Below are 25,811 nucleotides of genomic sequence, written 5' to 3' on the forward strand. Positions count from 1 at the left end.
GCGATCACCTACGCGGGGTACCTCATGCTCGGCACGCTCGATCGGCAGACCGTCCGCATGTCCGCACCGCGCTGGGTCGCGCTCGCCGCGGCCGAGTTGCCCTCGGGGGCGCGGTCGGTGGGTGCCGAGCACCCGGCGGACGTGGCGATCCGCCGCGAGTGCCGGCGGGCCGGCGCGCCGATCGACTGAGGCTCCGCAGCGACAGGAGGAGCCTGGCCCCGGTTCGTGACAGGTCAGGACCGCGACGGCGCCTTCCCCACGTATTCGGCCAGATGCTCGCCGGTCACGGTCGAGGGGTCGGTGATGAGTTCGGTGGGTGTCCCCTCGAACACGACGCGCCCGCCGTCGTGGCCGGCACCGGGACCGAGATCGATGATCCAGTCCGCGTGCGCCATCACGGCCTGGTGGTGCTCGATCACGATCACGGACCTGCCCGAATCGACCAGCCGGTCGAGCATCCCCAACAAGTTCTGTACGTCGGCGAGGTGCAGACCGGTGGTGGGTTCGTCGAGGACGTACACCTCGGCCTTGTCCGCCATCTGGGCGGCCAGCTTGAGCCGCTGCCGCTCGCCGCCGGACAGTGTAGTGAGGGGCTGGCCGATCGTCACGTACCCCAGCCCCACATCGCGCAGTCGGACGAGGATCTTGTGGGCGGCCGGGATGCGCCCCTCCCCCTGGCCGAAGAACTCCTCGGCGGTGGCCACCGACATCCCCAGGACGTCGGCGATGTTCCGACCGCCGAACTCGTAGTCCAGCACCTCCGACTGGAAGCGTTTGCCCTCGCAGTCCTCGCACGTGGTGGCGATGCCCGCCATCATTCCGAGATCTGAATAGACCACCCCGGCGCCCTTGCAGGTGGGACACGCGCCGTCCGAGTTGGGGCTGAACAGGGCGGGTTTGACGCCGTTGGCTTTGGCGAAGGCCTTGCGGATCGGCTCGAGCAGCCCGGTGTAGGTGGCGGGGTTGCTCCGGCGGGATCCGCGGATCGCTGTCTGGTCGATCGCCACCACCCCGTCGCGGGGCGAGACCGAGCCGTGGATCAACGAACTCTTGCCCGACCCCGCGACTCCCGTCACCACGCACAGCACGCCGAGCGGGATGTCCACGTCCACCGCGCGGACGTTGTGCGCGGTCGCGCCCCGCACCTCCAGCACACCGGAGGCCGGGCGCACGGCGTCCTTGAGCCTCGCGCGGTCGTCGAGGTGCCGACCGGTGACGGTCCCGCTCGCGCGCAGTCCTTCGACGGAGCCCTCGAAGCAGATCTCACCACCCTCGGAGCCGGCACCGGGTCCGAGGTCCACCACGTGGTCCGCGATCGCGATCGTTTCCGGCTTGTGCTCCACCACCAGAAGCGTGTTGCCCTTGTCCCGCAGCCGCAGCAACAGGTTGTTCATCCGCTGGATGTCGTGCGGGTGCAGGCCGATCGTCGGCTCGTCGAAGACGTAGGTGACGTCGGTGAGGGCCGACCCGAGGTGGCGGATCATCTTGACCCGCTGCGCCTCGCCACCGGAGAGCGACCCCGCCGGCCGGTCCAACGAGAGGTAGCCGAGACCGATCTCGACGAACGAGTCGAGCGTGTGCTGCAACGACTGCAGCAGCGGGGCGACCGACGGCTCGTCCAGGCCACGCAGCCACTCCGCGAGGTCGGTGATCTGCATCGACGAGACGTCGGCGATGTTCATCGCGCCGATGCGCGAGGATCGGGCGCCCTCGTTGAGGCGGGTGCCGCCGCAGTCCGGGCAGGTGGTGAACACGACCGCGCGCTCGACGAAGGCGCGGATGTGGGGCTGCATCGCCTCGACGTCCTTGGCGAGCATCGACTTCTGGATCTTGGGGATCAGCCCCTCGAAGGTCACGTTGATGCCTTCGGCCTTGATCCTGGTGGGCTCGAGCCGCAGGAGACGGTGCATCTCCTCGTCCGAGAAGTCCTTCACCGGTTTGTCCATGTCGAAGTACCCGGAGCCGGCATAGATGCGGCCGTACCAGCCGTCCATCGAGTACCCCGGCACGGTGATCGCGCCCTCGGCGAGCGACTTGGATCGGTCCACCAGGGCGTCGATGTCGAAGTCGGACACGCTGCCCCGGCCCTCACAGCGCACGCACATACCGCCGGTGATCGAGAACTCCGCCTTCTCCCGCGTCCCGTCGGCCTTCTTGAGCACCCCCGAGCCGGTGGCCGACGCGACATTGAACGAGTACGCCTTGGGCCCGCCCAGGTGGGGCTCGGCCAGGCGGCTGAAGAGGATCCGCAGCATCGCGCCCGTGTCCGTGGCGGTCCCCACGGTCGACCTGGGGTCGGACCCCATCCGCTCCTGGTCGACGACGATCGCCGTGGTCAACCCCTCGAGGACGTCCACGTCGGGCCGGGCGAGCGTCGGCATGAAGCCCTGGAGAAAGGCGCTGTAGGTCTCGTTGATCATCCGCTGGGACTCGGCCGCGATGGTGGCGAACACCAGCGAGCTCTTCCCGGAGCCGGACACGCCGGTGAACACGGTCAGGCGTCGCTTGGGCAGCTCGACATCAACCGACCTGAGATTGTTCTCTCGCGCACCGAGGACGCGGATGATGTCGTGGCTGTCTGCGGTGTGGATGCTCATCGCGGTTCTCCTCGTCGGGTCGGTACCCCCGATACGCTAGACCCGGCCGGGCGAGAAGTGGAACAGCCGCGCGACCGCAGTCCTGCCACCGCACGGCGCGTCGGACCTCATCCGCGCGCCTGGGTCTCCATCGCCAGGTCGTGAAGGCGGGCGAAGCGACGGAACTCGTCGTCGTCCCAACCTTCTCGGCCGGTGGCCGCCGCCCACCCGTCGAGGATCTGGTGATCGTAGAGATGCCCGTATCCCTGCGATCCTCCGATCGCATTGCCCAGGTCTGCGGTCACCTGGAAGAAGGTGAGGACGGGCATGTAGAACATCCCGGGGTGGCGGCCCTTCCCCGGGGGTTCGGCCAGCCATGCCGGGCGCTCGAACAGCATGTTCGGGGTCCACCACACGACCGGGTCGGTCGCGTGCTGGACGTACAGCACGTGCGGCGGTATCCACGGGGTGTCATCGCTCCGGAACTCGGCCGGATCCTCCGAGAACCGGACCAGAAGCCCGTCCGCGTAGACCGGTTCGGTGACGGGCGACCCCGGGTCCCGTCGTTCGACGAGAGATTTCCAGATGCGGTTGGAGTTGGGCGGCCCCATCCACAGCACGCCGTCGACCGTGTTCCGGATGTCCCGGATCCCGGAGAACGCGGCCTCTCCCGCCTGGGTGCCCAGACTCTCGCCGTAGACGTACAGATTCGGACGGTGTGCATCCAGCGGCAGCGACTCCCGCCAGTTCACCACGGCCTCGATGAGCGACTGGCCCGCGGCCTCGGCCTTCTCCCTGTCGGCAAGGAACGAGATCCAGCTCGGTAGGTACGAGTACTGGGTTCCGACGATGGCCACATCGCCCCCGCTGAGCAGTTCGATCGCCTGGGCCGCGTGGGGATTGATCCAGCCGGTTCCGGTGGTCGGGACGATCACCACGGAATCGCGCTCCCACGCCCGCGTGCGGTTGAGTTCCTCCACCACCAGGGCGGAGCGCTCGTCGTCGGTCGCGGCCGACTGCAGGCCCGCGTACAGGCGGATCGGCTCGAGAGCGTCCTCGCCCAGCAGGTCGGTCAACGCCGCCTGGTCGAGCCCACCACTGATGAAACGCCGGCCCTGCATGCCGAGATCGTCGAAATCCACGACCGAGCCCGGTCCTCCGGATCGCTCGGGCGTCGTCGGACGCGTCGCGCCCGGTACGCGTTCGTCGTTCTGGACCCCGGAGACCCGGTTGGCCGCCTCGAAGAACAGCCGGGGCACCACTCCGTCCACCACGCCGAAGAGCAGTGCCGCGATCACGACGAAACCGGTGAGTCGGGCGGTGTACTCCCCCAGGTTGAACCGACGGCGGATCGTGCGGACAAACGCCCGGTATGCGGCCCGGATGCCGCGGGCGAGTACGAGCAGCCCCACGAACACCGCGAGGGCGATCCAGGGGATGCGCATGTAGTCGGCCCACGGGGGCCGGGGTGACTCCACCAGGTCCGAGACCTGATCCTGCCAGCGAATCGCGGTCGCGGTGGCCGTGATGAGGTACACGACCAGCACATACGGCGCTGACAGGCGGGCAAACGCCAATAGGCGATCGCCGAGTGCGTCGAGATCGGGGTGGACCCTGATGCGGGGAGCTGCCAGTCGCTGCCAGAGGGTCCGCAGGGCCACGCCGACGCCGTAGCCCACGGCCATGGAGACCCCGGTGACGATCCCCTGGTAGTGCCATGCGCGGGGCAACAGCGACGGCATGAGCGAGACCCACGCGGCCAGGGCCGCCATCACGAGCCCGGTGACCGAGGGGTGCCACCGGACCCACCACCCCCGGAGAACTGTGACGATCGTGTTCACCGCAGCCGTTCGGCCCTTCTCGCGGCGGCCACCAGATCGGCGGACATCCGGGCCACCTCGGCCGGGTCCTCACCCTCGGCGATCGCGGTGTCCAGGTCCTCACAGGCGCAGCGCAACTGGAACATCCGGTCCATCAGGTCGGCTGACTCCGTCTCGGTGAGCACGACCGTGCCCTCCGGGAGATCCTGCATCAGCAGGGACCGACGCTGCTCATATGCTCGCTGTCGGCACGATCGCCGGCAGTACCGACGGCGGCGCCCGGTGCTGCCCTCGTCCACCGGGCGACCGCACCACGCGCACGAGGCCTCTCCCCGCCTGGGCGGGGCCTGCTCTGCCCTGACGTCGGTTTCCACGCATGTCAGGCTACCCACGAGGCCCCCGGGGTAGCACGGGACACGGGGGCGTGGGAACATTTCGGGGTTCTCTTGGCGTTGACAGGAGCAGGTACCACGCAGCGTCTGTGTCGATCCGCGGATATCGACCGAAGACGCGACACGGCAGAAGGAGTTCGCATGGCAGATCGAGTGCTCAGGGGCAGCCGCCTCGGTGCGGTGAGCTACGAGACGGACCGGGACCACGACCTCGCCCCCCGCCGGATGGCCAAGTACCAGACCCCCAACGGGGAGGTGTACGAGGTCCCGTTCGCTGATGACGCGGAGATCCCCGGCGCCTGGATGTGCAAGAACGGCCAGGAGGGCCAGCTCATCGACGGCCCGGCCGTCGAGGTGAAGAAGGGCAAGCCGCCACGCACCCACTGGGACATGCTGCTCGAGCGCAGGTCCCTCGAGGATCTCGAGGACCTGCTCAAGGAGCGCATGGACCTGCTCAAGAAGCGTCGTCGCGCCGGGTCGCGCTGACGCTCCCGTCGCGCCGAGCCGGAACTCCCCGTCCCTGAAGCCCAGGGACGGGGAGTTCTCTTTTCGGGCTCGCGGGGCGGGCCCGGGCGTCAGGCCGTCAGCGGCCGAGGAGTTCCCTGAGCTGCCGCCGCCGTTTCTGCCAGCCCCAGCGGGCGACGTTGACCGCGGCCTCGCGGAAGATCGACTCACTCATCTTGGAGTGCCCGACGGTGCGCTCGGTGAAGGTGATGGGCACCTCGACGACCTTGCGGCCGTTGCCCAGCAGACGCCAGGTCATGTCGATCTGGAAGCAGTACCCCTTGGACTCGATCGAATCCATGTCGAGCTCGGCGAGGGCGCCGGCGCGGTAGGCCCGGTAACCGGCCGTGATGTCCTTGATGCCCACCCCGAGCATGATGCGGGAGTAGACATTGCCTCCGCGCGAGATGACGTGCCGCTGCCACGGCCAGTTCACGACCCTGCCACCGGGCACGTACCGCGATCCGATGGCCAGGTCGGCGCCGGCGTCGACCGCCTCGAGCATGGCGGGGAGCCGCTCCGGCGGGTGGCTGCCATCGGCGTCCATTTCGACCAGGACCGTGTAGTCGCGGGCCAGTCCCCAACGGAAACCCGCGATGTACGCGGCCCCGAGCCCCTCTTTGCCCTTGCGGTGCAGAACGGTGATGCGGCCGTGCGGGTCCTCGGCGGCCAGCCGGTCGGCGACCTCGCCGGTGCCGTCGGGGCTGTTGTCGTCGGCGATGAGGACCGAGACGTCGGGCGCCGCGGCGAGCAGCCGCTCGACCACGACCGGCAGGGTGTCCCGCTCGTCGTAGGTCGGGATGATCACCAGAGTGCGCTCCGCTGGCGCGGTGCTGCCCGGCATCGACGGATCGGTCACTTAGCTCTCCTTGTGGTCGTGTACGGGCCGGCGTCGGGAGTGGATGACCGCCCAGGCCAGTCCGACGAGCCCGATGAGGCAACACGCCACCTGCGGGATGCTGCCCGATCGGGTTGCCACTGTACCGGCCGAACCGATCTCCACCTGCGCCACCAACGCCGCGGGTTCGAAGATCTCCGTCTCCTGCTGAACGGCGCCGTCCGGTCCGATCACGGCGCTGACCCCACTGGTCGCGGCGATGAGTACAGGGACGTGATGCTCGACCGCACGCACCCGCGACATCGCCAACTGCTGGTATGTCATCGGTGACCGGCCGAACGTGGCGTTGTTCGTGGGGATGGTGAGCAACTGCGCGCCGTGGGCGACCGGTTCGCGCGCGGCGTAATCGAACGCCACCTCGAAGCAGATGGCCACCCCCATGTCCACCCCGGCGGCGGTCACCACGCCGTCGCCGTCGCCGGGCACGAAATGCCCGGCGGTGCGGGCGATCGGGAACAGCGCCTCGAGAGGCGCGCGCAGCGGTAGCCATTCGCCGAACGGCTGGATGTACTTCTTGTCGTGGCGGTCCGCGACCGGGTCCTCGCCGCGGTCGGCTGACTGTCCGTCCCACACCAGGTAGGAGTTCGTCGCCTCCCGCCCCTCGCCGGTCGGCAGCACGGTGCCGACGAGAATCGGCGCCCCGAGGCGGCGGGACAGTGCCGAGATCTGGTCGGCGGCTCGTTGATCGGCCAGCGGCGAGATGTCGGAGGCGTTCTCCGGCCACATGACCACATCCGGCCTCGGTACCTCACCGGCGTCGACGCGGTCGGCGAGTTCGCCGGTCACGCGCAGGTGATTGTTGAGGACGGCGCGTCGCTGGGCGTTGAAGTCCAGCCCGAGGCGCGGAACGTTGCCCTGGATGACCGCCACGTCGAGTGTCTGTGTGGGGTGTTCGTCACCGGGGTCGATCGCGGTGGCGGCGACCAGCCCGGCCGTGACCAGCGGGACCGCGAGGAGCCCGGTGGCGGTCCGCACCGGCCGGTCGCGTCGGAGAAGCAGGACGACGGCGAACCCGAGTGCCGTGCCGAGGGCCGCCACGACGAAGCCCATCAGCGGTGTCCCCCCGAGCGAGGCGAGCGGCAACAGGGGGCCGTCGGCCTGGCCGAACGCCAGCCTCCCCCACGGGAAACCACCCCACGGCCACGACGAGCGGATCCACTCCCACAGCGACCACCATCCCGCGACGCCGAGCAGAGCAGCAGCTGCGCGCCGGCCGTCGTGGCCGCCGGGGGTCAGCCCTGCGCGCAGGATGACCGCCGCGCCGGCGCCGAACGCCGCCAGGTACAGGGCCTCGACCACGGACAGGCCCCAGGCGGCGTAGGCGCCCACGTACAGGCCGACCCACGGCACGAGGAGCAGGAAGAACACCAGGCCGGCGAGAAACCCGACGAGTGCTCCGGTGCGCGCCCGGGGCGCGGTGCCCCGGACAGGAGAGAGGACGACGACGAGAACGGCGATCGCCGGCAGTGCCGTCCACCAGAGGCCGACCGGAGGGAACGAGGCGGCCAGCAGCGCACCGGAAGCGGCGGCTCCGACCAGCCGGAGCAGAAGCGGGATCACTCCGCCCGGCCGGCGGGCTCGCCGTCCACGACGAGGGCCCGCAAAACGGGGTCCGGGCCGGTGAGATCGGGCATCGGGGGCACCCCGGAGCGCGGATCGGTGGACCAGCGCTGGACGGCGTCGTCGGCCGCGACCACGGCGAGATCACCGGTCTGCCATCGGGCGAAGGAGGCCGGGGCCCCCGGCGCGAGCGTCCCGGACAGCCCGTCCCGGGCGCCGGCCGCGCGGCGGGCGCCGCGGGTGGTGGCGGTGAACGCGGCCCGGGGCGACAGCCCCCGCCCACCGGGGACGCTGGTCAGGGCACGCAGAGCGTCCCAAGGGCGTGCTTCGCTGCCGGCGCGGACGGAGGCGGCCAGCGCCACGCCCGAGGCCGCGATCCGGACCAGGTCGAGACCGGTGAGGTCATCGACGAGCGGGCGCAGCAGCAGGACCGTGCCGACGGCCGAGAGCGCCGCCAGGTCGTCGTCACCGATCTCGGCCGCGCCGATCAGGATCGGCGTGCACCGCGCCACGGCCGGACCGCCCAGCTCGTCGGCGAGCCGCGTCAGCTCCCCGGCGAGCCGAGTGGGGTCGGTCCCGGGTTCGAGGACGACCCGCTCCCCCTCGCGCGCCCGGTCCGCGACGGCGTCCGGTCCGTGGGCTGCGGCCAGCCCCGTCAGTACGACGCCCGAGGCTGCCGCGCTGGCCGCGTCAATGGTGGTATCCGTATCGACCCCGCCAACGACACACTCGACGAACGGCGGAGCGACCCAGTCCCCCGCCAGATCGAGGTGGTGGGCCCCGGGGAACAGCGCGGGACCGGGCGCATCGGCTCCGGCCCAGACGACCTGCCCCTCCTCCCACGCCAGCGCGGTGGCGTCTCGCGAGGCGGGGGTGAGGACGCGGCCTCCGGTGGCGAGAGTTGCAGGCATGATCCGAGTATCCCCGAGCCTCGCCCGCTGCGCGGAACCCGGCCACCCGTAGGGCTGAACTAGGCTCGGCAGTCATGACGGCCCCCGACTCCCCCACCGGCTCCGCCGACCGCTGTCCGGGAGTCCGGCGGGTGCACGCCGCCGCGGATGGCGGACTGGCCCGCCTCCGGTTCCCCGGCGGCCGACTGGAGCCCACGGACTGGGCCGCGCTCGCCCGGATCGCGGCAGACCACGGCAGCGATCTTCACCTCACCTCGCGGGGCAACGTGCAGATCCGGGGCGTGCGGGACGAGGCGCTCCTGCACGAGCGTGTCGCGCAGGCGGGGCTCCTGCCGAGCGCCGCCCACGACCGGGTACGCAACATCCTGGCCTCCCCGATGGCCGGCCGACTCGCCGGACATCATCGCCTCGGCGATCTGCCGGAGCGGCTCGACGCGGAGCTCCTGTCGAGGCAGGACGTGACGGCGCTCAGCGGGCGCTTCCTGTTCGGGTTCGACGACGGCTCGGGGGACGTCCTGGCCCACCGGCCCGACCTGGCGGCCGTCGCCGGGCACCCCGACGGGTTCCTCCGCCTGCACGTCCGTGGCCGTGACACCGGGATCGGCACCGCGATGGCGGACGCGGCGACCGTCCTCGCGGACGCCGCCGCCGCTTTCGACCGGAGCGCGGAACGGCAGTGGCGCGTCCCGCCGGTCGGGGAGCTGAACGACCTCGTCGTCGGCGCACTGTCCGAGCACCCACTAACCACCGGCCAGGCGGGCACCAGCGGCAAGTCCAACTCGGGAGGTCCCCTCGATGAGGTCGGCGACCCCGCCGGGGGCGGCGCCCACATTGCGGCGGTGGAGGTGCCGCCGGTCGGCTGGATCGACACCGACGACGGCCTGGTCACCCTCCTGGCCGTGGTGCCATTCGGCGTGGTCCCCGCCCGCCTGGCCGAGTTCCTCGGCGCGATCGAGCGGCCCAGCACGATCTCGGCGGAGCGCGTGATCGGCCTGCACGGTCTGACCGAGGGCATGGCCGAGCAGGTCGTCCGGGTCCTCGCCCCGATGGGCATGGTCTTCGACGCGGCGTCGCCGTGGGTGGAGGTGAGCGCCTGCACCGGCCTGCCCGGGTGTTCCCGCTCACATTCCGACGTGCGCGCCGACGCCGCCGAATCGGTGCGCGCCGGCACGCTACCCGTGGTCGGCAGACAGCACTGGGTGGGTTGCGAACGGGCCTGCGGTGACACCGGGGCGGGTGAGCGCGTCACGGCGTCGCCGAGCGGCTACCACGTGGGGCGGTAGGCGCGGGTCAGCGCGAGCCGAAGCGGTCGACGAGCCAGCGGGCCGCATCCTCGATCCGGTGAACGGTCTCGGGGGCGGGCGGGGCGTCGGCGGTCGTGGTGGGGCTGCGCGGCCGGTCGACCATCACCACCGGGATGCGCAGGGCCCGAGCCGCCTCCAGCTTGGCCGCGGACGCGCGGCCGCCGCTGTTTCGGGTGACCAGCACGTCGATCCGGTGCCGCGACATGAGCGTGCGCTCGGACTCGACGCCGAACGGCCCGCGGTCCAGGACGAGCAGGTAGCGGTCCGGTAGCGGGCCGGGCGGTGGTTCGGAGCACCTGATGAGGTACGAACCGCGGGCGTCGTCGGCGAACGCCGATGCCCCGAGCTTGCCGACAGTGAGCATGGGGCGCCGGAACCGCTCCCGCACCACCGCGACCGCGCCCTGCACGTCCGCGACGTGGATCCACTCGTCGCCCCCGGTCTCCGACCATTCAGGCCGCTCCAATCGCAGCAGCGGGACCCCGGTCGCCGCGGCGGCGTGGAGTGTGTCGACCGAGATCTGCTCCGCGAACGGGTCGGTCGCGTCGATCACCGCGCTCACGGAGTTCTCCCGCAGCCAGTGCGCGAGTCCCTCGGCGCCGCCGAACTCGCCGATCCGTACCTCTCCCCGGGGAAGCCGGGGGCGGGCCACCTTCCCGGCCAGGGCGGTCACCACCTCGAGTCCCGCGGTGACGAGCAGTTCCGCGAGATCGCGGGCCTCACCGGTGCCGCCCAGTACGAGGATGAGGCCGGGTCCGCCGACGGGCAGCCCCGACGCGGCAGCTCCACCGGCCGGTCGGGCGGCCCTCGTGTGGTCGCCGGCCGCGTCTGCGCGCGATGCCTCGAGGGGTGTGGGGAAACCGGGATGCGGGATCCCGGGCACGACCTCCCAGGAGACCCCGGCGGCGTCCAGTGCATCCCTCAGCTGCGAGGCCTCGTCATGCTGACCGGGATCCCCGGCGAACAGGCACGCGACGCGGTCACCGCGCTCGAGAGCGGTTCGGATCTCGTCGAGCGCCCGGGTGTCCGAGAGCCCGGAACCGTCCACGACCCTCGCGGTGGGCGGCATCAGGGACATGGCCTCCCGGGGCACGAGGCCGTGGGCGTGGAGGCAGGTCCCGCTCATCGCGATCAGGCGTGAGGCCCGTACCGTGAGCAGGTCGACAGGGCCGGGTCCCACCCCGACGAGGTGCACCTGCGCGGGCTCGCCGGACGCGGGCCCTCCCGGGCGGCTCACCGGGGCATCCGTCGCCAGATCGGCTGGGGTACGAGACGGGCGACGGCGAACATCACCCGCAGCTGCCACGGTATCCACACGACACCCGCGCGGCGCGCGAGAACGCGGGCGACCACGGCGTCCGCCACCTCGTCCGGGGTCGAGGAGAACGGTGCGGGATCCATGCCCGTGGTCATGCGACCGATCACGAAGCCCGGCCGCGGGATCACCAGGGTGACGCCGGTGCCGTGCAGAGCGTCGGCCATCCCGGAGGCGAAACCGTCCAGTCCCGCTTTGGCCGACCCGTACACGTAGTTGGCGCGCCGGACGCGCTGCCCGGCGACCGACGAGAACGCCACGAGAACGCCCTGCCGGCGGGATTTCATCCGCTCGGCCAGCGTCGTCAACAGTGCGGCCTGGGCCACGAAGTCGGTGTGGAGGATCTGCGCGGCGGCCTCGGCGTCCCGCTCGGCGACCTCCTGATCACCGAGGATGCCGAATGCGAGGACCGCTATGTCGACGGGGCCGACCCGGGACTCGATCCGGTCGACCACCGCGGTATGGGAGCTGATGTCGTCGGCGTCGAAGTCGATGGTCTCGACCGCGGCAGCGCCCGCCGCCTCGAGCGGAGCGGCAAGCGTCGAGACGTCGCCGCCCGGCCTGGACGCCAGCACGACGGTACGACCGGGCGCGAGGCGGCGCGCCACGGCCAATCCGATCTCACTGCGGCCGCCGAAGATGACGACGACCTCGCCACCGGGCCGGGAGGACGACGATGCGGGTGTGGGCATGTGCTCAGTGTTTCACGCAGGCCCGCGCCGGCGGGCCCCACGGGCCACCTCGGCGATTCCTGACCGCTGTGGCAGTCTCGAGCGCATGGCCCGCACCCTGACCGAGCTGTCCGACGAGGCTCACCAGTTCCTGTCGACCTACCATCTGGGCACCCTGACCACCCTCCGTGGCGACGGGTCCCCGCACGTGGTGGCCGTGGGCTTCACGATCGATACCGAGGGCGGGCTCGCCCGGGTGATCACCAGGCGCGGGTCACAGAAGGCGCGCAATGCCGAGCGGGGCGGCCGGGCGGCGGTGTCCCACGTCGACGGCAGCCGCTGGCTGACCTTCGAGGGCCCGGTCCGGCTGCTGACCGATGCGGACGCCGTTCACGAAGGTGAGCGCCGCTACGCACTCCGGTACCGGGAGCCGCGCCCGAACCCCGAGCGCGTGGTGGTCGCGATCGAGGTCGACCGCGTTCTCGGATCCGCCCGGATGTTCTCCGACGCCTAGTTCCTTTACAAGACCCGGAGTCCCCGCTCGCCGTTGTTGAGATCGCGACGGCCGTCCGCGGTCACCGCGACGATGTCCTCCAGCCGCGCACCCCAGTGCCCGTCCAGGTAGATGCCCGGCTCGACGGAGAAGGTCATCCCCTCGGCCAGCACGGTGTCCGCCCCGGGCGCCACGAACGGCGGCTCGTGCAGCCCGAGCCCGATCCCGTGACCGGTGCGGTGGATGAACCGCTCCCCCAGCCCGGCCGCCGCCAGGTACTCACGTGCCGCCGCGTCGACCTCGCCGATGGCCACCCCGGGCCGCACGGCCTCGCGTGCCAGTCGCTGCGCCTCCTGCAACGCGGCGTACTCGCGGGTGACCTGCTCGGACGGCTGGCCCATCGAATAGGTGCGGGTGCAGTCGGAGTGGTAGCCGCTGGGCAGCGGCCCGCCGATGTCGACCACGACGACGTCACCCGCCTGCACCACGCGGTCGGAGACCCCGTGGTGCGGGTCCGCACCGTGCGGGCCGGAGCCGACGATCACGAACTCGGCGTGCGTGAGCCCCACCGCCTCGATGGCGGCCGTGATGAGTTCACCGACCTCCGACTCGGTCCGTCCCACCTGCAGGAACTCGCCCATTCGCTCGTGCACGGCATCGATGCGGCGGGCGGCCTCGGCGAGCTCACCCACCTCGTGCGCGTTCTTGACGGCCCGGACGTGATCGATCACGTCCGAGGCCAGCACCACCTCGCCGTCGACGCCCTGCTGTAGCGGCACCAGGTGCAACGCCGGCATGGCGGTCGACACCGACACCCGTCCGGACACCTTCCCCGCGACCAGCGCCACCGCGTCCGTCCCGTCCGCCCACGGGTGCACGGTCGCGCCGACCTGCTCGGCGGCACGGCGGACCGGATCGGTGAGCTCGAGTGACGGCAGGATCAGCAGCGGCGCGTCACCGGCCGCGGGGACCACCAGCGCGGTGAGCCGCTCGTGGGAGTCCATCCGTAGACCTGTCAGGTAGGCCATGTCCTCCCCGGAATAGACCACCACGTGGTCGATCCCGATCTCCCGCGCGCGGGCGCGGACGGCGTCGAGGCGGTTCGGGTGGAGATCCGGGGAGTCGGCATTCATGTCCCCCAGAGTAGGCCGAGCCGCGCTTCGCCCGCCTCCGTCGGCGGCTAGCCTTGCGGGGTGGTCCAGACCAGATCTCCAGGAGGCGCGATGTCCCAGGGTCCGTTGATGGTTCTCGACAGCGCCGGGCTGTGGTTCCGGGCGTTCCACTCGGTCCCGGAGAAGATCACCGGCCCCGACGGCGCCCCGGCGAATGCGGTGCGTGGGTTCTGCGACATGGTGGCGGTTCTGGTCGAGGAGTACTCGCCGAGCGGGCTCGTGGCCGCGCTGGACCGTCAGTGGCGGCCGGATTGGCGTGTGGAGTTGTTGCCGTCGTACAAGGCGCATCGGGTCGGCGACGACGGCGAGGAGGACGCCCCCGCCTCGTTGGCGCCACAGGTGAATTCGATCCGTGCGGTCCTGTCCGCGGCGGGCATCACCCAGGCGTGGGCCGAGGACGCGGAGGCCGATGACGTGCTCGCCGAGCTCTCCGCCCGCGATCGAGAGGTACTGGTCGTCACCGGCGACCGTGATCTGTTCCAGCTCGCATCGGCGTCCACCACGGTGGTGTACGTGGGCGCCGGGATGAAGAAGCGGCTGGCGTACACGCCGGGGGTGGTGGCCGAGCGCTTCGATCTGCCCGAGGCCGCCGATGCCGGCGTGTACGCCGACTACGCGGTGTTGGTGGGTGACGCCTCGGACGGGCTGCCCGGTGTGGCGGGCGTCGGTGCCAAGACCGCGGCGACTCTGCTGCGCGAGTACGGCGATCTCGACGGGATCGTGGCCGCGGCGACGGACCCGGGATCGGGGCTGACCGCACGCCAGCGCAGCTCCGTCCTGGCGGGCACCGACTATCTGGACGCGGCCCGCGGGGTGGTCCGTCTGGGCGGGCGGGCGTTCGAGCTGGAGTTCGACGGCGACACCGACGGCCGACGCGGTCCGGTCGACGATGGGCGACTCGACGAGCTCGGTCGGGCGACCGGACAGGCCCGGGCGATCGGCCGGCTGGTCGAGACGACGGCGACGCTGGACGAGGCCTGAACCCGTCCCTCTCCTGATATTCCCCCGCTTCGGCCAACATCGAGAAGAGCGCTCGACGCACCTGTCTCTCGCGTTTTGTGTGCCGAACACTCTTGTCGATGCGGGAGTGGGCGCGGGAGTGGGCGGGTCAGGCCATGTGGTCGAGGACGACGCCCCGCCGCAGCGAGCCGACCGCGGATCGTGCGGTCCGGGCGAGGTCGGGTTCCGCGACCTGGCCCACCTGCGCGAGTACGTCCACCACCAGGCGGGCGGATCGGACGAAGTCGCCGGCGGTCAGCTCCACGCCTTCCTGCCACGAAGCGGCCAGGATCGAGGACAGGGCGCCGCCGGATACCCAGTGGTGGAGCACCGGCGCGAGACCGGCATCCAGGTCGGGGGTCGCGGGCAGCCGGTGCGCGCGTTCGACCCCGGCGACGTCCGAGGCCACCCGTTCGGTGTCCGCCAGGGCGGTGCGCAGGGTCTCGTCCGACGGTTCGCGAACGGCCGATTCGCTGCGCGGGTGCGCGACCACGGTGGCGATCACGGCGGCCAGCCCTGCCGGGTCGAGTCCGCGCCAGACGCCGCGTCGGAGGCACTCGGCCACGAAGAGGTCCTGTTCGGTATGCACTCCTGCCAGGAGTCTGCCGGCATCGGTGGCGCGCAGCGCGCCCTCGTATTCCGCCAGGTACCCGAGCTGTTGTAGCAGCTCGACGATGCGGCGGAACCGGCGGGCCAGCGAGTCGGAATCCGCATCGACCTCGGCGGTGAGGGCGGCGACATCGGCATCGGCTTTCGCCCAGCGTTCGTGTAGGCGGGCGAGCTTGTCGATGCCGGGATCGTCGTGGAGCGGATGCTGGCGCAGCTCACGGCGCGCGGCGGCGATGCGGGGATCCTTGCGCATCGGCTTCCCGCCGGAGTTCTTCATGCGTCCCTTGGCCTTGCCCCGCAGGTGCTCCATGCGTTGGACGAGCGCTCTCTTGGCGCGCCCGTCGAGCTTGCGTCGGCCTCTGGGCAGGTCCACCCGGCCGACGGGAACGGGCGGTACGGAGAAGTCGTGCTGGTGCAGCCACCCTGTCCAGCCGGTGTCGGTGAGGCACAGCAAGGCCGGGTCGGACGGGATGTCGGTGCGCACCTGCAGGACCGTGGCGACGATCCCGCATCGCTTGCGGCCGACCGTGATGACCGAGCCCGCGGTCTGCCTGAGCATCGCCTCACGGACGGCGGAGAGCCGGTCGTCGCGTGAGGATTTCTCGACCTTGCGCTCGAGCCGACTCAGATTCGAACGGGCCGCCATGTACTCATCGAGCTCCTCGTCGCCTCCCGCCTCGACGAGGGTGGCGCGCATCCGGTCACGCTCGTCGGCGCGGCGCTCGATCGCGCGGGAGCGTGAGACGAGTGTCCGGTCCGTCTGGAACTGCGCGAAGGACCGGCCGATCAGCGAGGTGGCCTCGTCGACTCCACGTTGCTCGACGAGGTTGACCGCCATCGAGTAGTCGGGTGCGAAAGCGCTGTGCAACGGGAAGCGCGGAGTGTCCACGAGGGCCGCCAACGCGTCGAGGTCGAGATCGGGCTGACTCAGGACGACCGCGGTGCCCTTGGTGTCGATACCGCGCCGGCCGGCGCGGCCGGTGATCTGTGAGTACTCCGACGAGGTGAGCATCGCGTGGGTGTCGCCGTTGAACTTGGTGGTCTTCTCGAGCACCACGGCGCGCGCCGGCATGTGGATTCCCAACGCCAGGGTCTCCGTGGCGAACACGACCTTGATGAGCCCCGCCGAGAACAACTCCTCCACGACCGTGCGGAACAGCGGGAGCATCCCCGCGTGGTGCGCCGCGATCCCGCTGACCAGCCCGGCCCGGAACGCCGGGTAGTCGAGGGCGTCCAGGTCGTGCTGCGGGACCGGGGCGCACGCGGCGTCCACATGAGAGGCGATGCGCCGGGACTCCTCCCCGGTCGTCAGCCGCAGCCGGGCGCGGCGCATCTGCGCGACCGCACCGTCACACCCGGCGCGGGAGAAGACGAAGTAGATGGCGGGCAGCAGACGCTCGTCGTCGAGCTTGTCGATGACATCCCGACGGCGGGCCCACTGCGCGCCCTGACGGGGGGCCACCCGCTCGTCGTGGTAACCGGCGTGGGTTCGCCGGCGCTGTTCGGCAGCCGCCCGGACGGGGACCAGGTCTCCGTCGGTGTAGAGCATGTGGGCCAGGGGCACGGGCCGGTGATCGGAGAGCACCACGGCGGTGTCACCGCGGATCTCGGTGATCCAGTCGCCCAGCTCGTCGGTGTTGCTCAGCGTGGCCGACAGGCCGACCAGCCGCACCGCGGGATCGAGGGTGAGGATGATCTCCTCCCACACCACGCCTCGTGACCGATCCCCCAGGTAGTGGATCTCGTCCATCACCACGCAGTCGAGATCGTGCAGCGCCGATGATCCGCTGTAGATCATGTTCCGCAGGACCTCGGTGGTCATCACCACGATGGGCGCGTCCGCATCGATGGAGTGATCGCCGGTGAGCAGGCCGACGTTCTCCGGGCCGAACCGCTCGCGGAACTGACGGAACTTCTGGTTGCTGAGGGCCTTGATCGGCGTCGTGTAGAAGCACCGGCCCCCGCCGGCGAGAGCACGATAGGCCGCGTACTCGCCCACCAGCGTCTTGCCGGAGCCTGTGGGAGCCGACACGAGGAGGTTGCGCCCGGCGTCCAGGGCGGTGAACGACTCGAGTTGGAACGGGTCCGGGGTGAATCCCTCGCCGGAGAGGAACGAGTCGAGCAGCTCTCCGGAATGGTCTCCCTCGTCGGGGCCGGTGATGTCAGGTGATGTCGTCATACGGTGACCCGCCGCCGGTGGGCGCCTGGAGCGGGCTGGAGTTGTGCGGCGCGGGGGCGCCACCGGCGGGAGCGGAGGTGGGTACCGGAGCCGGACGACCCAGCGGCCCCGAGGCGCCGATCCCACCCGAGGAGTCGATGCCCCCGGACGCCTCGATCGGGGACGCCGATTCGTCGTCCACCTCGAGCCACTCCGCGCGGGCCTTCTTCTTGCGCTTGTCGCGCAGGCGGGCGAACTGGATGGAGAACTCGACCAGGATGCACACGGCCACGGCGAGCGCGAGCATCGAGAACGGGTCCTGCCCGGGCGAGGCGACCGCGGCGAACACGAAGATGCCCATGATGATCCCGCGACGGGACTTGGCGAGCATCTCGTAGCTGAGCACCCCGGCCACGTTGAGCATCGCGAGCAGCAGGGGGATCTCGAAACTCACGCCGAAGATGAGGATGAGCTGGATGAGGAAGGTGAAGTACTGCGTTCCCGACAGTGCTGTGGTCTGGACGTTGTCGCCGATCGACAGCAGGAACTCGAGGGCGTGGACGATCACGATGTACGCCAGCACCGCGCCACTGATGAACAGCACGGCGGCGAGGGTCGTGAAGACGATGCCGTAGCGCTTCTCGTTCTTGTGCAGCCCGGGCGTGATGAACGCCCACAACTGGTAGAGCCAGACCGGACTGGAGATCACGATGCCCGCGGTGGCCGACACCTTGAGTCGGAGCATGAACTGCTCGAACGGGCCCGTGGCCAGGAGGCGGCACTGGTCGCCGTCCCCGAGCTGAAGCCGGGCGCCCGGCGGGATGTCACAGTACGGGCCGGTGAGGATCCCACCGAGTGACGGGATCACGCCGATGCCACTGCCGTACCACCAGAAGCCGAAACCCATGAACACCACGATCGCCGCCATGGCGATGAGCAGCCTGGTGCGCAGTTCGTAGATGTGCTCGATGAGCGGCATCGTGCCGTCCGGGTTACGCCGACGACGACGGCGCTTGGACAGCAGGCGACCGGCGCCCCCCTGTGGGGAGGCGCCGGTCGTCGGGGACCCGGTATCAGTCATCGATGAGGAGACCTACTGCCCCTGCCCGCCCTGGTACGGAGCGGTGGGGTCCGAGTGCTGCTGCGGCTGATGCGGCGCGGCGGGAGTCCGGTGCTGCTGAGGGTGGGGCTGCGGCTGGGAGACGGGCTGCTGATACTGCGGGGCCGGTGCCGGTGCCGGTGCCGGCTGCTGGCTCTGCGGCTGCACGTACTGGGCCGCGTTCGGCTGGCCCTGGGTGAGGGCCTGGGGCTCGTCGTTCTCCGCCGGGGAGCCGTCGTTCTGCATCTCCTTCATCTCGGACTTGAAGATGCGCATCGACCGCCCGAGACCGCGCGCGGCGTCCGGGAGCTTCTTCGAACCGAACAGCAGGAGCACCACCGCGAGAACGATGAGCCAGTGCCAGATGCTCAACGCACCCATGTCAACCTCCGTTTGTCTGACAACGTTTCCATGCTAGCGCACCCCGCGCGACCGCCGACACCGCGGTATCGGCGTTTACCGGCGGTGACCTGCACGTTCACGGAAAATTCACATCCCTGGCGCGGGCTCTTCTTCCGTCGGTTCCGACACACTTCCGGTGTAGACGGCCAGACCCGCGGTGGCACGCTCCGCGATCTCCCTCGCGAGCACGGGATCGGCCGGTGTCACCACGTCGGCGTGGCCCAGCAGGAACCGCACGAGCCAGGCCCGGTCGAAATACGCGATCTCGACGTCCAGATCGCCGTCCGGGCGGCGGGCCACGGAATGGAAACCGAACTCGTCGAGGAACCAGGCACCGGCCGCGGGGACGATCGCCCGCTCCAGGCGGCGCTCACCCTCGCCGTCGTCCTGGGGCTCGGGTCCCAAAGCGCGGCGCGGTCCCACCTCCTCCACACGGCTCATCCGGTCGGTCCGGAACGTGCGCCACGCGCCCGAGCCACGGTCCATCCCGTGGACGTAGGAGTGGCCGTCCGCGACCGACAGCCTGGCCGGGTCCACCACGCGGATGGTCGAGCTGTCCGAGCTCGCGGAGTGGTAGACGAACCGCAGTGCGCGACCCGAGTGGACGGCGGTGCGGACCACGTCGGCGTCGGAATCCCCTGTGTCGGATCCGTGGGGCGCGGGGGCGCTCTCGGCGCCGGCCGCCGTCCGCAACGTGGCCAGCAGATCGCGCAGCGCGGCCTGTTCGACGACCTCGGGGCGGTCCAGGAACACGGCCAGCCCGGTCTCCAGGGTCACGGCCTCGGCGGCGGTCAGCCGCACGGGCCGGTCGATGCCGGCGGTGAACGTCACCTCCACCATCTCGGCGTCGTCCAGATCCTCCGCGGAGAAGGCGAGGTCGATGAGGTCGCCGGGGCCGTAACCGGGTAGGCCGCAGGACCACAGCTGCCACAGGGCGTACCGCAGCGCCTTGTCGGTCATCCCCAGGTCGCGCGCGGCCTCGGAGACGGGGACGGCGCCGCGGCTGTGGAAGTACGGGACCACGCTGAGCAGGGTCGCGAGCGGGACCGAACGAGTGCTCATCGGATCGCCTCCTCGGCGGCGGTCAGGATCGACACCACGCGGACGCGGAGCTCGGCCGGCCGCAGGGCCACCGCGTCGGCACCCTGGGCCGCGACGAGCGAGGACAGTTCACCCAATGGTGCGGACAGCTCGAGATCGGTACCACTGCGATCGAAGCGATGGGCCGACGTCTCCGAGCGGGCCATGGCGCGGAGTTCCGCTGCCCGAGCCTTGGCCGCCCACACCGTGGCCTGTACGACGGGGTTGAGCCTCGAGACCGCATCGTCGAGCAGTTCGAGAACGCGCTCGGTGGGCGGCACCGGGGCGGTGCGCCTGCCGCGGCCGAGACGAACGTCCGACATGCGGATCAACCGGAACGTACGGGGCTCGCCGCGGTCCTGGTCATGGCCCACGAGATACCAGTGCCCGTGCCGTGAACCGGTCCACCAGGGCTCCACGCGACGGTCGCTGGACTCGGTGGCCCCCGCGGGAGTGTGGGAGAACATCACCACGGCGCCCTCCGCTGCAGCCTCGGCGACGACCGCCGCGGTGGCCAGTTCGGCGGGGTCCTCGACGGAGACGGTCGTACCGACGTCCCGCACCGGATCGATGCCCGCGGCGGTGAGCTTGGCCAACGCCCCGTCCGCGCGGGCGGACCGCTCCCCTTCGCGCCAGACCTCGGCGGCCACCGCGAGGACTCCGGTCTGCTCGGCCGTCAGGGTGATCTCGGGGAGCTCGTAGTCACGAGCCGGGATCCGGTACCCGGCCGGCGAACCGTGGGCCAGCGACGCCCCCTGCTCGAGCGGCACGCCGGCGTCGCGGAGTTCGCGCTTGTCCCGCTCGAACATGCGCAGGTAGGCGGCCTCGTTCTCGCAGTCGTCGTAGCCCTGCACCATCCGGCGGATCTCGTCGGCCGACAGGTAGGCGTTGGTCGAGCGCAGACAGATCACCAGGTTGACCAGTCGCTGTGACTTCGAGGTGGACACGGGCAGGAACGCTATCGTCCGAGCGCGGAGATCAGGTCGTCGACACGCGGGTCCTCGTCGGCGAACGGGTCCGTCAGCGCGACGGTCGGGAGGGTGCCGTCGGTGACCTTGAGATGCACCCAGTCCACGGTGTGGTCCCGCCCGGCCTCGCGCGCGGCGGTGATGAATCGACCACGTAGTGCCGCCCGGGTCGTCTCGGGGGCGACCGCCCGTGCGTGCTCGACCTCGGCGTCGTCCACCACCCGGGAGACCAGACCGCGCCGCTCCAGGATGGAGTGCAGACCTCGGCCGGGCCGGATGTCGTGGTAGGTCAGGTCGATCTGCGCGAGCCTGGGGTGGTCAAGGTCGACGCCGGTCCTGTCCTGGACCTGCCGGATCAGCCGGAGCTTGGCCGCCCAGTCGATGTCGGCGGCGATCGAATCGTGGTCACCCGATTCGACGGCGTCGAGTACGCGCTCCCACAGGGCGACGCACTCGGTCACCACGTCGCGGTCGTCGCGCTCCCAGCCGCCCGCGTCCAGGTACCGGTGGACCGCGGCCAGGAACTCCCGCTGGATCTCCAGGGCGCTCATCGTGGTGCCGTCGGTCATGGCCACGGGGCGGGTGCCGGTCAGGTCGCGGCTGATCTCGCGGATCGCACGCACGGGGTGCGCCACGGCCATGGGACGCAGCTCGACCCCGGCCTCGAGCATCTCCAACACCAGCCGCGTGGTGGCGATCTTCAGCAGCGTGGTGGTCTCGATCATGTTGGAGTCGCCCACGATCACGTGCATGCGCCGGAACCGGGTGGAGTCCGCGTGGGGCTCGTCGCGGGTGTTGATCAGCGGCCGGGAACGGGTGGTGGCCGAGGAGACCCCGTCCCACATGTGCTCGGCCCGCTGCGAGAAGCAGAACGTCGGTCCCGGGGTCTGGTCGAGCCCCACCCCGGGGGGCGTGCCCGGCAGGATCTTGCCGGCGCCACAGTAGAGCTGCCGGCTCACCAGGAACGGCAGCAGTGTGGTGCCGATGCTGCGCACCTGGGTGGCGCGGTCGAGCAGGTAGTTCTCGTGGCACCCGTAGGAGTTGCCCACCGTGTCGGTGTTGTTCTTGAACAGGTAGACCTTCGCGTCGATCCCCTCGGCGGCCAGCGACTGTTCGGCGCACAGTCCGAGGTCGTCGACGATCCGCTCCCCCGCCCGGTCGTGGGCCACGAGCTGGCGCAGGCCGTCGCATTCGGCCGTGGCGTACTCGGGGTGCGAGCCGACGTCCAGGTAGAGGCGCGAGCCGTTCTCGAGGAAGACGTTCGAGCTACGCCAGCGCTCCACGACGGGGCGGAACAGGTAGCGCGCGATCTCGTCGGCGCCGAGCGACCGGGCACCCTCTCCCCCAACGCTGGTGATCCCGAACTCGGTCTCGATCCCGACGATGCGACGCAACATGGGGTCTACTGCCCGCCCTTCTGGACGTAGGACTTCACGAACTCCTCGGCGTTGGTCTCGAGGATGTCGTCGATCTCGTCGAGCAGCGAGTCGGCGGCGCTGGTGTCGGTGGCCTTGGCGACCTGGCCGGCCTCGTCGTCACCGTCGCCGGGGCCGCCGGCGTTCTTCTGGATCTGGGCCATGGTGGTTGCTCCTTGTTCGCTGGTGCTCTGCTGTCGGCGGTGATCAGGTGGTGGGGCCGTCGGGCCCCAGGAAGCCGGGGTTGGCCTCGCAGAACTCCCGGCTGCCGGTGTAGGGGTCGGAGAGGTCGACGTGCCGTTCCCGGCCGCGGGTGTCGACGACGACGTGGTCCCATCCGGCGGCGTGGACGCGATCCCCGAGTTCGGCCAGGAAACGTCCGCGGGCCCAGGCCCGCGTCGTCTCCGGGGGTGTCGTGATGGCGGCGTCGATCTCGGCATCACCGGTGAGCCGGCGGATCGCGCCCTTGGCGACCAGTCGGTTGTAGAGGCCACGCCCGGGGTCGATGTCGTGGTACTGGAAGTCGATCAGGGCGAGCCTGGCGTGGTCCCAGCCCAGGCCGTCACGGGTTCGGAAGCCCTCCAGCAGCCGGAGCTTGGCCGGCCAGTCGAGCCGGTCCGCGCACGACATCGGGTTCTCCTCGAGGGCGTCGAGGATCTCCCGCCACTCGGCGAGCACCTCGAGAGCCCACGCTGGTCGGCCGGAGCCGTCGCCCACCATCTCGGTGACCCGCGCCAGGATCTCCCGCTGCATCGCCAGTGCGGTGATCTCACGGCCGTCGGCGAGCGGCACCGTCGCCGTGAGGCCCGGGTCGTGGCTGATCGTGTGCACGGCCTCGACCGGGTCCGTGGGGAGCAGATCCGCGAAGTCGACGCCGGTCTCGATCGCGTCCAGCACCAGGCAGGTGGTGCCGATCTTGAGGTAGGTGGACAGCTCCGCCATATTGGCGTCACCGATGATGACGTGCAGGCGTCGCCACGTCTCGTCGGTGGCGTGCGGTTCGTCGCGCGTGTTGATGATCCCGCGGCGCAGCGTGGTCTCGAGCCCGGTCAGAACCTCGATGTAGTCGGCCCGCTGGGAGATCTGGAACCCGGCGGTCTGCCCTTCCTGACCGATGCCCACCCTGCCCGCGCCGGTGTACACCTGCCGCGACAGCAGGTGGGTGGCCAGACTGAGGGTCAGCGCGTCGAAGTCCACGTCGCGACGCACGAGGTAGTTCTCGTGGGCGCCGTACGAGGCCCCCTTGCCGTCCACGTTGTTCTTGTAGAGCTTGAGCTCCGCGTTGTCCTCCGTGGTCGAGGACTCCACGCCGGCCCGGTGCATGATGACCTCGCCCGCCTTGTCCCAGATCACGGCGTCCCGCGGCGAGTCGACCTCCGGGGCCGAGTACTCGGGGTGGGCGTGATCGACGTAGAAGCGCGCGCCGTTGGTGAGCACCCGGTTGGTCACACCGAACTCGCTGGGGTCGTACGCCCGGGCGATGCCGAGGTCGAACCCGCGGGCGTCCCGAAGCGGCGACTCGGACTCGTAGTCCCACCGCGCCTCGTCGGCGCCGCCCGCGCCCTCACCCGGATCGGTGTAGGCCTTGACCACCTGGGTCGAGGTGACGACCGAGCTCAGCAGCGGCTGGCCCACGGCGACGATCCCGAACTCGATCTCGGTTCCGATGATCCGGCCGCGCACGGGGCGGGGCGGGCGGGCACTCGCGTTCATGCGCTCTCTTCCCTGTTCGGCACGGTGACCTCCACGACCCGCTCGCCACGCACGCCGGTCAGGCGCGCCCACTCCTGTGGGTTGGAGGTGTTGGGCAGGTCGGTGTTCTCCGCGAACTCGGCCTCCACGGCGTCCAGGAAGTCGTCCGTGGTCAGGCCCTTACCGGTGCCGTGCACGATGTCCTTGATCGCGAGCTTCTTGGCGCGGTCCACGATATTGCGCAGCATGGCCCCCGACGTCAGATCTGCCAGGTACATCGAGGAGCGGCGGCCGGAGGCGAACACCAGGTGTGCGTACGTGGTCGAGGCATCACGGGTGTAGAGGCGCTCGGTGACGCGCTGGATCAGAGCCGCCACGTGTTGGTCGGCGGCGGCCCCCGCCATGTCGTCGGGGTCGAAGCGCAGATCGGTGGTGACGTACTTGCCGAGGATGTCGACCGCCGCCTCCCGGTCCGGGCGGTCGATCCTGATCTTCAGGTCCAGCCGGCCCGGGCGCAGGATGGCCGGATCGATCATGTCCTCCCGGTTGGAGGCGCCGATCACGATGACGTTGCGCAGGTCCTCCACGCCGTCGATCTCCGCGAGCAGCTGCGGGACGATCGTGGTCTCCATGTCCGAGGAGACGCCCGATCCACGGGTCCGGAAGATCGAGTCCATCTCGTCGAAGAAGACGATCACCGGATTGCCCTCGGTGGCCTTCTCGCGGGCCCGTTCGAAGATCGAGCGGATGTGCCGCTCCGTCTCGCCCACGTACTTGTTGAGCAGCTCGGGGCCCTTGATCGACAGGAAGTACGAGTTCGGGTATCGGCCGTCGTCCACGTCGTCGCCCCGCGACACCGCCGCGGCCCGGGCCAGCGAATTCGCCACAGCCTTGGCGATGAGTGTCTTGCCGCAGCCGGGCGGGCCGTAGAGCAGCACGCCCTTCGGCGGCGCGAGATGGAACTCGCGGTACAGGTCATGGTGGATGAACGGGAGCTCGATCGCGTCGCGGATCTGCTCGATCTGCTGGCCGAGCCCGCCGATGTCCGAGTAGTCGACGGTCGGGACCTCCTCGAGCAGGAGTTCGTCGACCTCCGCCTTGGGCACCACCTCGTACGCCACGGCCGCCTTCGGGTCCACCAGGACCGCGTCACCGGGCCGTACCGGCGCCGGATGGTCGGCGGTCCGGCTGCCCCGGAGGTGATCGGCCAGGTGCACGATGTGCTCCTCGTCGTTCCCCATGACGACCCGGGCACGCAGCCCGTCCGCCAGGACGTCCCGGAACATCGCCGTGACGCCGGTGGTGGGCAGGTCGGACGAGGCCTCCAGGACGGTCAGCGCCTCGTTGAGGCGGACCGTCGTGCCGACCGTGAGCGTCGCCGGTTCCACGCCGGGCGCGAGCGTCAGCAACATACGGCGGCCGGAGGTCATGACCTCGACGGTGTCGCCGTCCACCGGCTTCGAGAGAACGACCCCGTAGGTGCTGGGCGGATTGCCGAGCCGCTCGACCTCGCCCTTGAGGGCCTCGAGCTGGTCCCGGGAGTCCTTCAGCAGCTCCGCGAGACGCACGTTGCGGGCGCCGAGGGCATCGATCTTGACCGTCTTCTCGCGATCCGACCGGGCCCCCTCGTCGGCCGCCTTGCGCAGCCGCACCAGCTCCGCCCGGTCGACCGAGACCCGATCATCACCCTGTCCGGCCGGGGAACGTCCCTCGGTCACGCGATCACCTGCCCTCCGGTTCGCCGACGAGACCCCTCGTCGTCGTCACCTCCAC

22 protein-coding genes and 1 pseudogene are annotated in these 25,811 nt (G+C 70.7%); 5 read left to right on the plus strand and 18 right to left on the minus strand.

What is annotated here, in order from left to right; all coding sequences use genetic code 11:
* The first annotated feature begins 24 nt into the window (after positions 1 to 24).
* Entirely contained in the window at positions 25 to 189 is a 165-nt protein-coding gene (locus ACWGLC_RS04825) for a hypothetical protein (protein ID WP_452098822.1), read from the plus strand.
* A gap of 44 nt (positions 190 to 233) precedes the next feature.
* Here the strand turns inward: ACWGLC_RS04825 and ACWGLC_RS04830 are convergent, their stop codons facing one another.
* The 3 genes from ACWGLC_RS04830 to ACWGLC_RS04840 form a co-directional block, all read right to left on the minus strand.
* Positions 234 to 2,597, minus strand: a complete 2,364-nt coding sequence (locus ACWGLC_RS04830; protein ID WP_452098823.1) for an ATP-binding cassette domain-containing protein — start codon at positions 2,595 to 2,597, stop codon at positions 234 to 236.
* Positions 2,598 to 2,704: 107 nt separating this feature from the next.
* Positions 2,705 to 4,417, minus strand: a complete 1,713-nt coding sequence (locus ACWGLC_RS04835) for an alpha/beta hydrolase (RefSeq protein WP_452098824.1) — start codon at positions 4,415 to 4,417, stop codon at positions 2,705 to 2,707.
* Complete coding sequence (locus ACWGLC_RS04840) at positions 4,414 to 4,830, minus strand: hypothetical protein (RefSeq protein ID WP_452098825.1); 417 nt, start codon at positions 4,828 to 4,830, stop codon at positions 4,414 to 4,416. Before ACWGLC_RS04840 ends, ACWGLC_RS04835 begins: the two co-directional genes overlap by 4 nt.
* A gap of 99 nt (positions 4,831 to 4,929) precedes the next feature.
* On the opposite strand from ACWGLC_RS04840, the gene ACWGLC_RS04845 reads away from it, so the two are divergent.
* Entirely contained in the window at positions 4,930 to 5,274 is a 345-nt protein-coding gene (locus ACWGLC_RS04845; RefSeq protein WP_230928980.1) for an RNA polymerase-binding protein RbpA, read from the plus strand.
* Positions 5,275 to 5,371: 97 nt separating this feature from the next.
* Here the strand turns inward: ACWGLC_RS04845 and ACWGLC_RS04850 are convergent, their stop codons facing one another.
* From ACWGLC_RS04850 to ACWGLC_RS04860, 3 genes are read right to left on the minus strand one after another with little or no spacing between them, the layout of a single operon-like run.
* Positions 5,372 to 6,136 (minus strand): polyprenol monophosphomannose synthase, encoded by a 765-nt coding sequence (locus tag ACWGLC_RS04850; protein WP_452099057.1) that lies wholly within the window; start codon positions 6,134 to 6,136, stop codon positions 5,372 to 5,374.
* A 15-nt stretch (positions 6,137 to 6,151) separates the two neighbouring features.
* Positions 6,152 to 7,750: an apolipoprotein N-acyltransferase gene (lnt, locus tag ACWGLC_RS04855; protein ID WP_452098826.1), complete on the minus strand. Its 1,599-nt coding sequence runs from the start codon at positions 7,748 to 7,750 to the stop codon at positions 6,152 to 6,154.
* Positions 7,747 to 8,661, minus strand: coding sequence for an amidohydrolase (locus ACWGLC_RS04860; protein ID WP_452098827.1), 915 nt, complete (start codon positions 8,659 to 8,661; stop codon positions 7,747 to 7,749). The genes lnt and ACWGLC_RS04860 overlap by 4 nt, the downstream gene beginning before the upstream one ends.
* 74 nt (positions 8,662 to 8,735) lie before the next feature.
* Between ACWGLC_RS04860 and ACWGLC_RS04865 the strand changes: the two genes are divergently transcribed.
* A complete protein-coding gene (locus tag ACWGLC_RS04865) occupies positions 8,736 to 9,944 on the plus strand; it encodes a precorrin-3B synthase (protein ID WP_452098828.1) in 1,209 nt (402 codons plus the stop codon).
* A 7-nt stretch (positions 9,945 to 9,951) separates the two neighbouring features.
* Here the strand turns inward: ACWGLC_RS04865 and ACWGLC_RS04870 are convergent, their stop codons facing one another.
* Positions 9,952 to 11,202 (minus strand): cobalt-precorrin-6A reductase, encoded by a 1,251-nt coding sequence (locus tag ACWGLC_RS04870; protein ID WP_452098829.1) that lies wholly within the window; start codon positions 11,200 to 11,202, stop codon positions 9,952 to 9,954.
* Positions 11,199 to 11,972 (minus strand): SDR family NAD(P)-dependent oxidoreductase, encoded by a 774-nt coding sequence (locus ACWGLC_RS04875; protein WP_452098830.1) that lies wholly within the window; start codon positions 11,970 to 11,972, stop codon positions 11,199 to 11,201. The genes ACWGLC_RS04870 and ACWGLC_RS04875 overlap by 4 nt, the downstream gene beginning before the upstream one ends.
* A gap of 85 nt (positions 11,973 to 12,057) precedes the next feature.
* Here ACWGLC_RS04875 and ACWGLC_RS04880 point away from each other — a divergent pair, with 85 nt between their 5' ends.
* Positions 12,058 to 12,465 (plus strand): PPOX class F420-dependent oxidoreductase, encoded by a 408-nt coding sequence (locus ACWGLC_RS04880; RefSeq protein WP_452098831.1) that lies wholly within the window; start codon positions 12,058 to 12,060, stop codon positions 12,463 to 12,465.
* A gap of 5 nt (positions 12,466 to 12,470) precedes the next feature.
* On the opposite strand, the gene ACWGLC_RS04885 is transcribed toward ACWGLC_RS04880, so the two are convergent.
* Positions 12,471 to 13,577, minus strand: coding sequence for a M24 family metallopeptidase (locus tag ACWGLC_RS04885; protein ID WP_452098832.1), 1,107 nt, complete (start codon positions 13,575 to 13,577; stop codon positions 12,471 to 12,473).
* Between the two features lie 90 nt (positions 13,578 to 13,667).
* Between ACWGLC_RS04885 and ACWGLC_RS04890 the strand changes: the two genes are divergently transcribed.
* Entirely contained in the window at positions 13,668 to 14,597 is a 930-nt protein-coding gene (locus ACWGLC_RS04890; RefSeq protein ID WP_452098833.1) for a 5'-3' exonuclease, read from the plus strand.
* Positions 14,598 to 14,724: 127 nt separating this feature from the next.
* Here ACWGLC_RS04890 and ACWGLC_RS04895 read toward each other — a convergent pair whose 3' ends face one another.
* From ACWGLC_RS04895 to arc, 9 genes and pseudogenes are all read right to left on the minus strand, one after another.
* Positions 14,725 to 17,403 (minus strand): DEAD/DEAH box helicase, encoded by a 2,679-nt coding sequence (locus tag ACWGLC_RS04895; RefSeq protein ID WP_452098834.1) that lies wholly within the window; start codon positions 17,401 to 17,403, stop codon positions 14,725 to 14,727.
* Complete coding sequence (gene tatC, locus ACWGLC_RS04900; RefSeq protein ID WP_452098835.1) at positions 17,387 to 18,463, minus strand: twin-arginine translocase subunit TatC; 1,077 nt, start codon at positions 18,461 to 18,463, stop codon at positions 17,387 to 17,389. The genes ACWGLC_RS04895 and tatC overlap by 17 nt, the downstream gene beginning before the upstream one ends.
* 12 nt (positions 18,464 to 18,475) lie before the next feature.
* Positions 18,476 to 18,862, minus strand: a complete 387-nt coding sequence (gene tatA, locus ACWGLC_RS04905; RefSeq protein ID WP_452098836.1) for a Sec-independent protein translocase subunit TatA — start codon at positions 18,860 to 18,862, stop codon at positions 18,476 to 18,478.
* 108 nt (positions 18,863 to 18,970) lie between these two features.
* Positions 18,971 to 19,945 carry a helix-turn-helix transcriptional regulator gene (locus ACWGLC_RS04910; protein WP_452098837.1) on the minus strand — a complete coding sequence of 325 codons (975 nt, stop codon included), beginning with the start codon at positions 19,943 to 19,945 and terminating at the stop codon, positions 18,971 to 18,973.
* A complete protein-coding gene (locus ACWGLC_RS04915; RefSeq protein WP_452098838.1) occupies positions 19,942 to 20,910 on the minus strand; it encodes a helix-turn-helix transcriptional regulator in 969 nt (322 codons plus the stop codon). Before ACWGLC_RS04915 ends, ACWGLC_RS04910 begins: the two co-directional genes overlap by 4 nt.
* Before the next feature lie 11 nt (positions 20,911 to 20,921).
* Positions 20,922 to 22,328, minus strand: coding sequence for a Pup--protein ligase (pafA, locus tag ACWGLC_RS04920; protein WP_452098839.1), 1,407 nt, complete (start codon positions 22,326 to 22,328; stop codon positions 20,922 to 20,924).
* Between the two features lie 5 nt (positions 22,329 to 22,333).
* A complete protein-coding gene (locus ACWGLC_RS04925; protein ID WP_452098840.1) occupies positions 22,334 to 22,510 on the minus strand; it encodes a ubiquitin-like protein Pup in 177 nt (58 codons plus the stop codon).
* Positions 22,511 to 22,553: 43 nt separating this feature from the next.
* Positions 22,554 to 24,059: a depupylase/deamidase Dop gene (gene dop, locus ACWGLC_RS04930; protein ID WP_452098841.1), complete on the minus strand. Its 1,506-nt coding sequence runs from the start codon at positions 24,057 to 24,059 to the stop codon at positions 22,554 to 22,556.
* Between the two features lie 26 nt (positions 24,060 to 24,085).
* Positions 24,086 to 25,756 (minus strand): annotated as a pseudogene (arc, locus tag ACWGLC_RS04935) (proteasome ATPase); the annotation flags it as partial.
* Positions 25,757 to 25,811 lie beyond the last annotated feature (55 nt).

The organism is Dietzia sp. NPDC055877 (assembly GCF_053615975.1).

Excerpts from the sequence above, each read along its gene's own strand:
- ACWGLC_RS04880 (WP_452098831.1), top strand. The coding sequence starts at position 12,058 with ATGGCCCGCACCCTGACCGAGCTGTCCGACGAGGCTCACCAGTTCCTG.
- ACWGLC_RS04885 (WP_452098832.1), bottom strand. The coding sequence starts at position 13,577 with ATGAATGCCGACTCCCCGGATCTCCACCCGAACCGCCTCGACGCCGTC.
- ACWGLC_RS04925 (WP_452098840.1), bottom strand. The coding sequence starts at position 22,510 with ATGGCCCAGATCCAGAAGAACGCCGGCGGCCCCGGCGACGGTGACGAC.
- ACWGLC_RS04845 (WP_230928980.1), top strand. The coding sequence starts at position 4,930 with ATGGCAGATCGAGTGCTCAGGGGCAGCCGCCTCGGTGCGGTGAGCTAC.
- ACWGLC_RS04830 (WP_452098823.1), bottom strand. The coding sequence starts at position 2,597 with ATGAGCATCCACACCGCAGACAGCCACGACATCATCCGCGTCCTCGGT.
- dop (WP_452098841.1), bottom strand. The coding sequence starts at position 24,059 with ATGAACGCGAGTGCCCGCCCGCCCCGCCCCGTGCGCGGCCGGATCATC.
- tatC (WP_452098835.1), bottom strand. The coding sequence starts at position 18,463 with ATGACTGATACCGGGTCCCCGACGACCGGCGCCTCCCCACAGGGGGGC.
- ACWGLC_RS04910 (WP_452098837.1), bottom strand. The coding sequence starts at position 19,945 with ATGAGCACTCGTTCGGTCCCGCTCGCGACCCTGCTCAGCGTGGTCCCG.
- ACWGLC_RS04865 (WP_452098828.1), top strand. The coding sequence starts at position 8,736 with ATGACGGCCCCCGACTCCCCCACCGGCTCCGCCGACCGCTGTCCGGGA.
- ACWGLC_RS04860 (WP_452098827.1), bottom strand. The coding sequence starts at position 8,661 with ATGCCTGCAACTCTCGCCACCGGAGGCCGCGTCCTCACCCCCGCCTCG.
- ACWGLC_RS04890 (WP_452098833.1), top strand. The coding sequence starts at position 13,668 with ATGTCCCAGGGTCCGTTGATGGTTCTCGACAGCGCCGGGCTGTGGTTC.
- pafA (WP_452098839.1), bottom strand. The coding sequence starts at position 22,328 with ATGTTGCGTCGCATCGTCGGGATCGAGACCGAGTTCGGGATCACCAGC.
- ACWGLC_RS04850 (WP_452099057.1), bottom strand. The coding sequence starts at position 6,136 with ATGCCGGGCAGCACCGCGCCAGCGGAGCGCACTCTGGTGATCATCCCG.
- ACWGLC_RS04895 (WP_452098834.1), bottom strand. The coding sequence starts at position 17,403 with ATGACGACATCACCTGACATCACCGGCCCCGACGAGGGAGACCATTCC.
- tatA (WP_452098836.1), bottom strand. The coding sequence starts at position 18,862 with ATGGGTGCGTTGAGCATCTGGCACTGGCTCATCGTTCTCGCGGTGGTG.
- ACWGLC_RS04825 (WP_452098822.1), top strand. The coding sequence starts at position 25 with ATGCTCGGCACGCTCGATCGGCAGACCGTCCGCATGTCCGCACCGCGC.
- ACWGLC_RS04840 (WP_452098825.1), bottom strand. The coding sequence starts at position 4,830 with ATGTTCCCACGCCCCCGTGTCCCGTGCTACCCCGGGGGCCTCGTGGGT.
- ACWGLC_RS04875 (WP_452098830.1), bottom strand. The coding sequence starts at position 11,972 with ATGCCCACACCCGCATCGTCGTCCTCCCGGCCCGGTGGCGAGGTCGTC.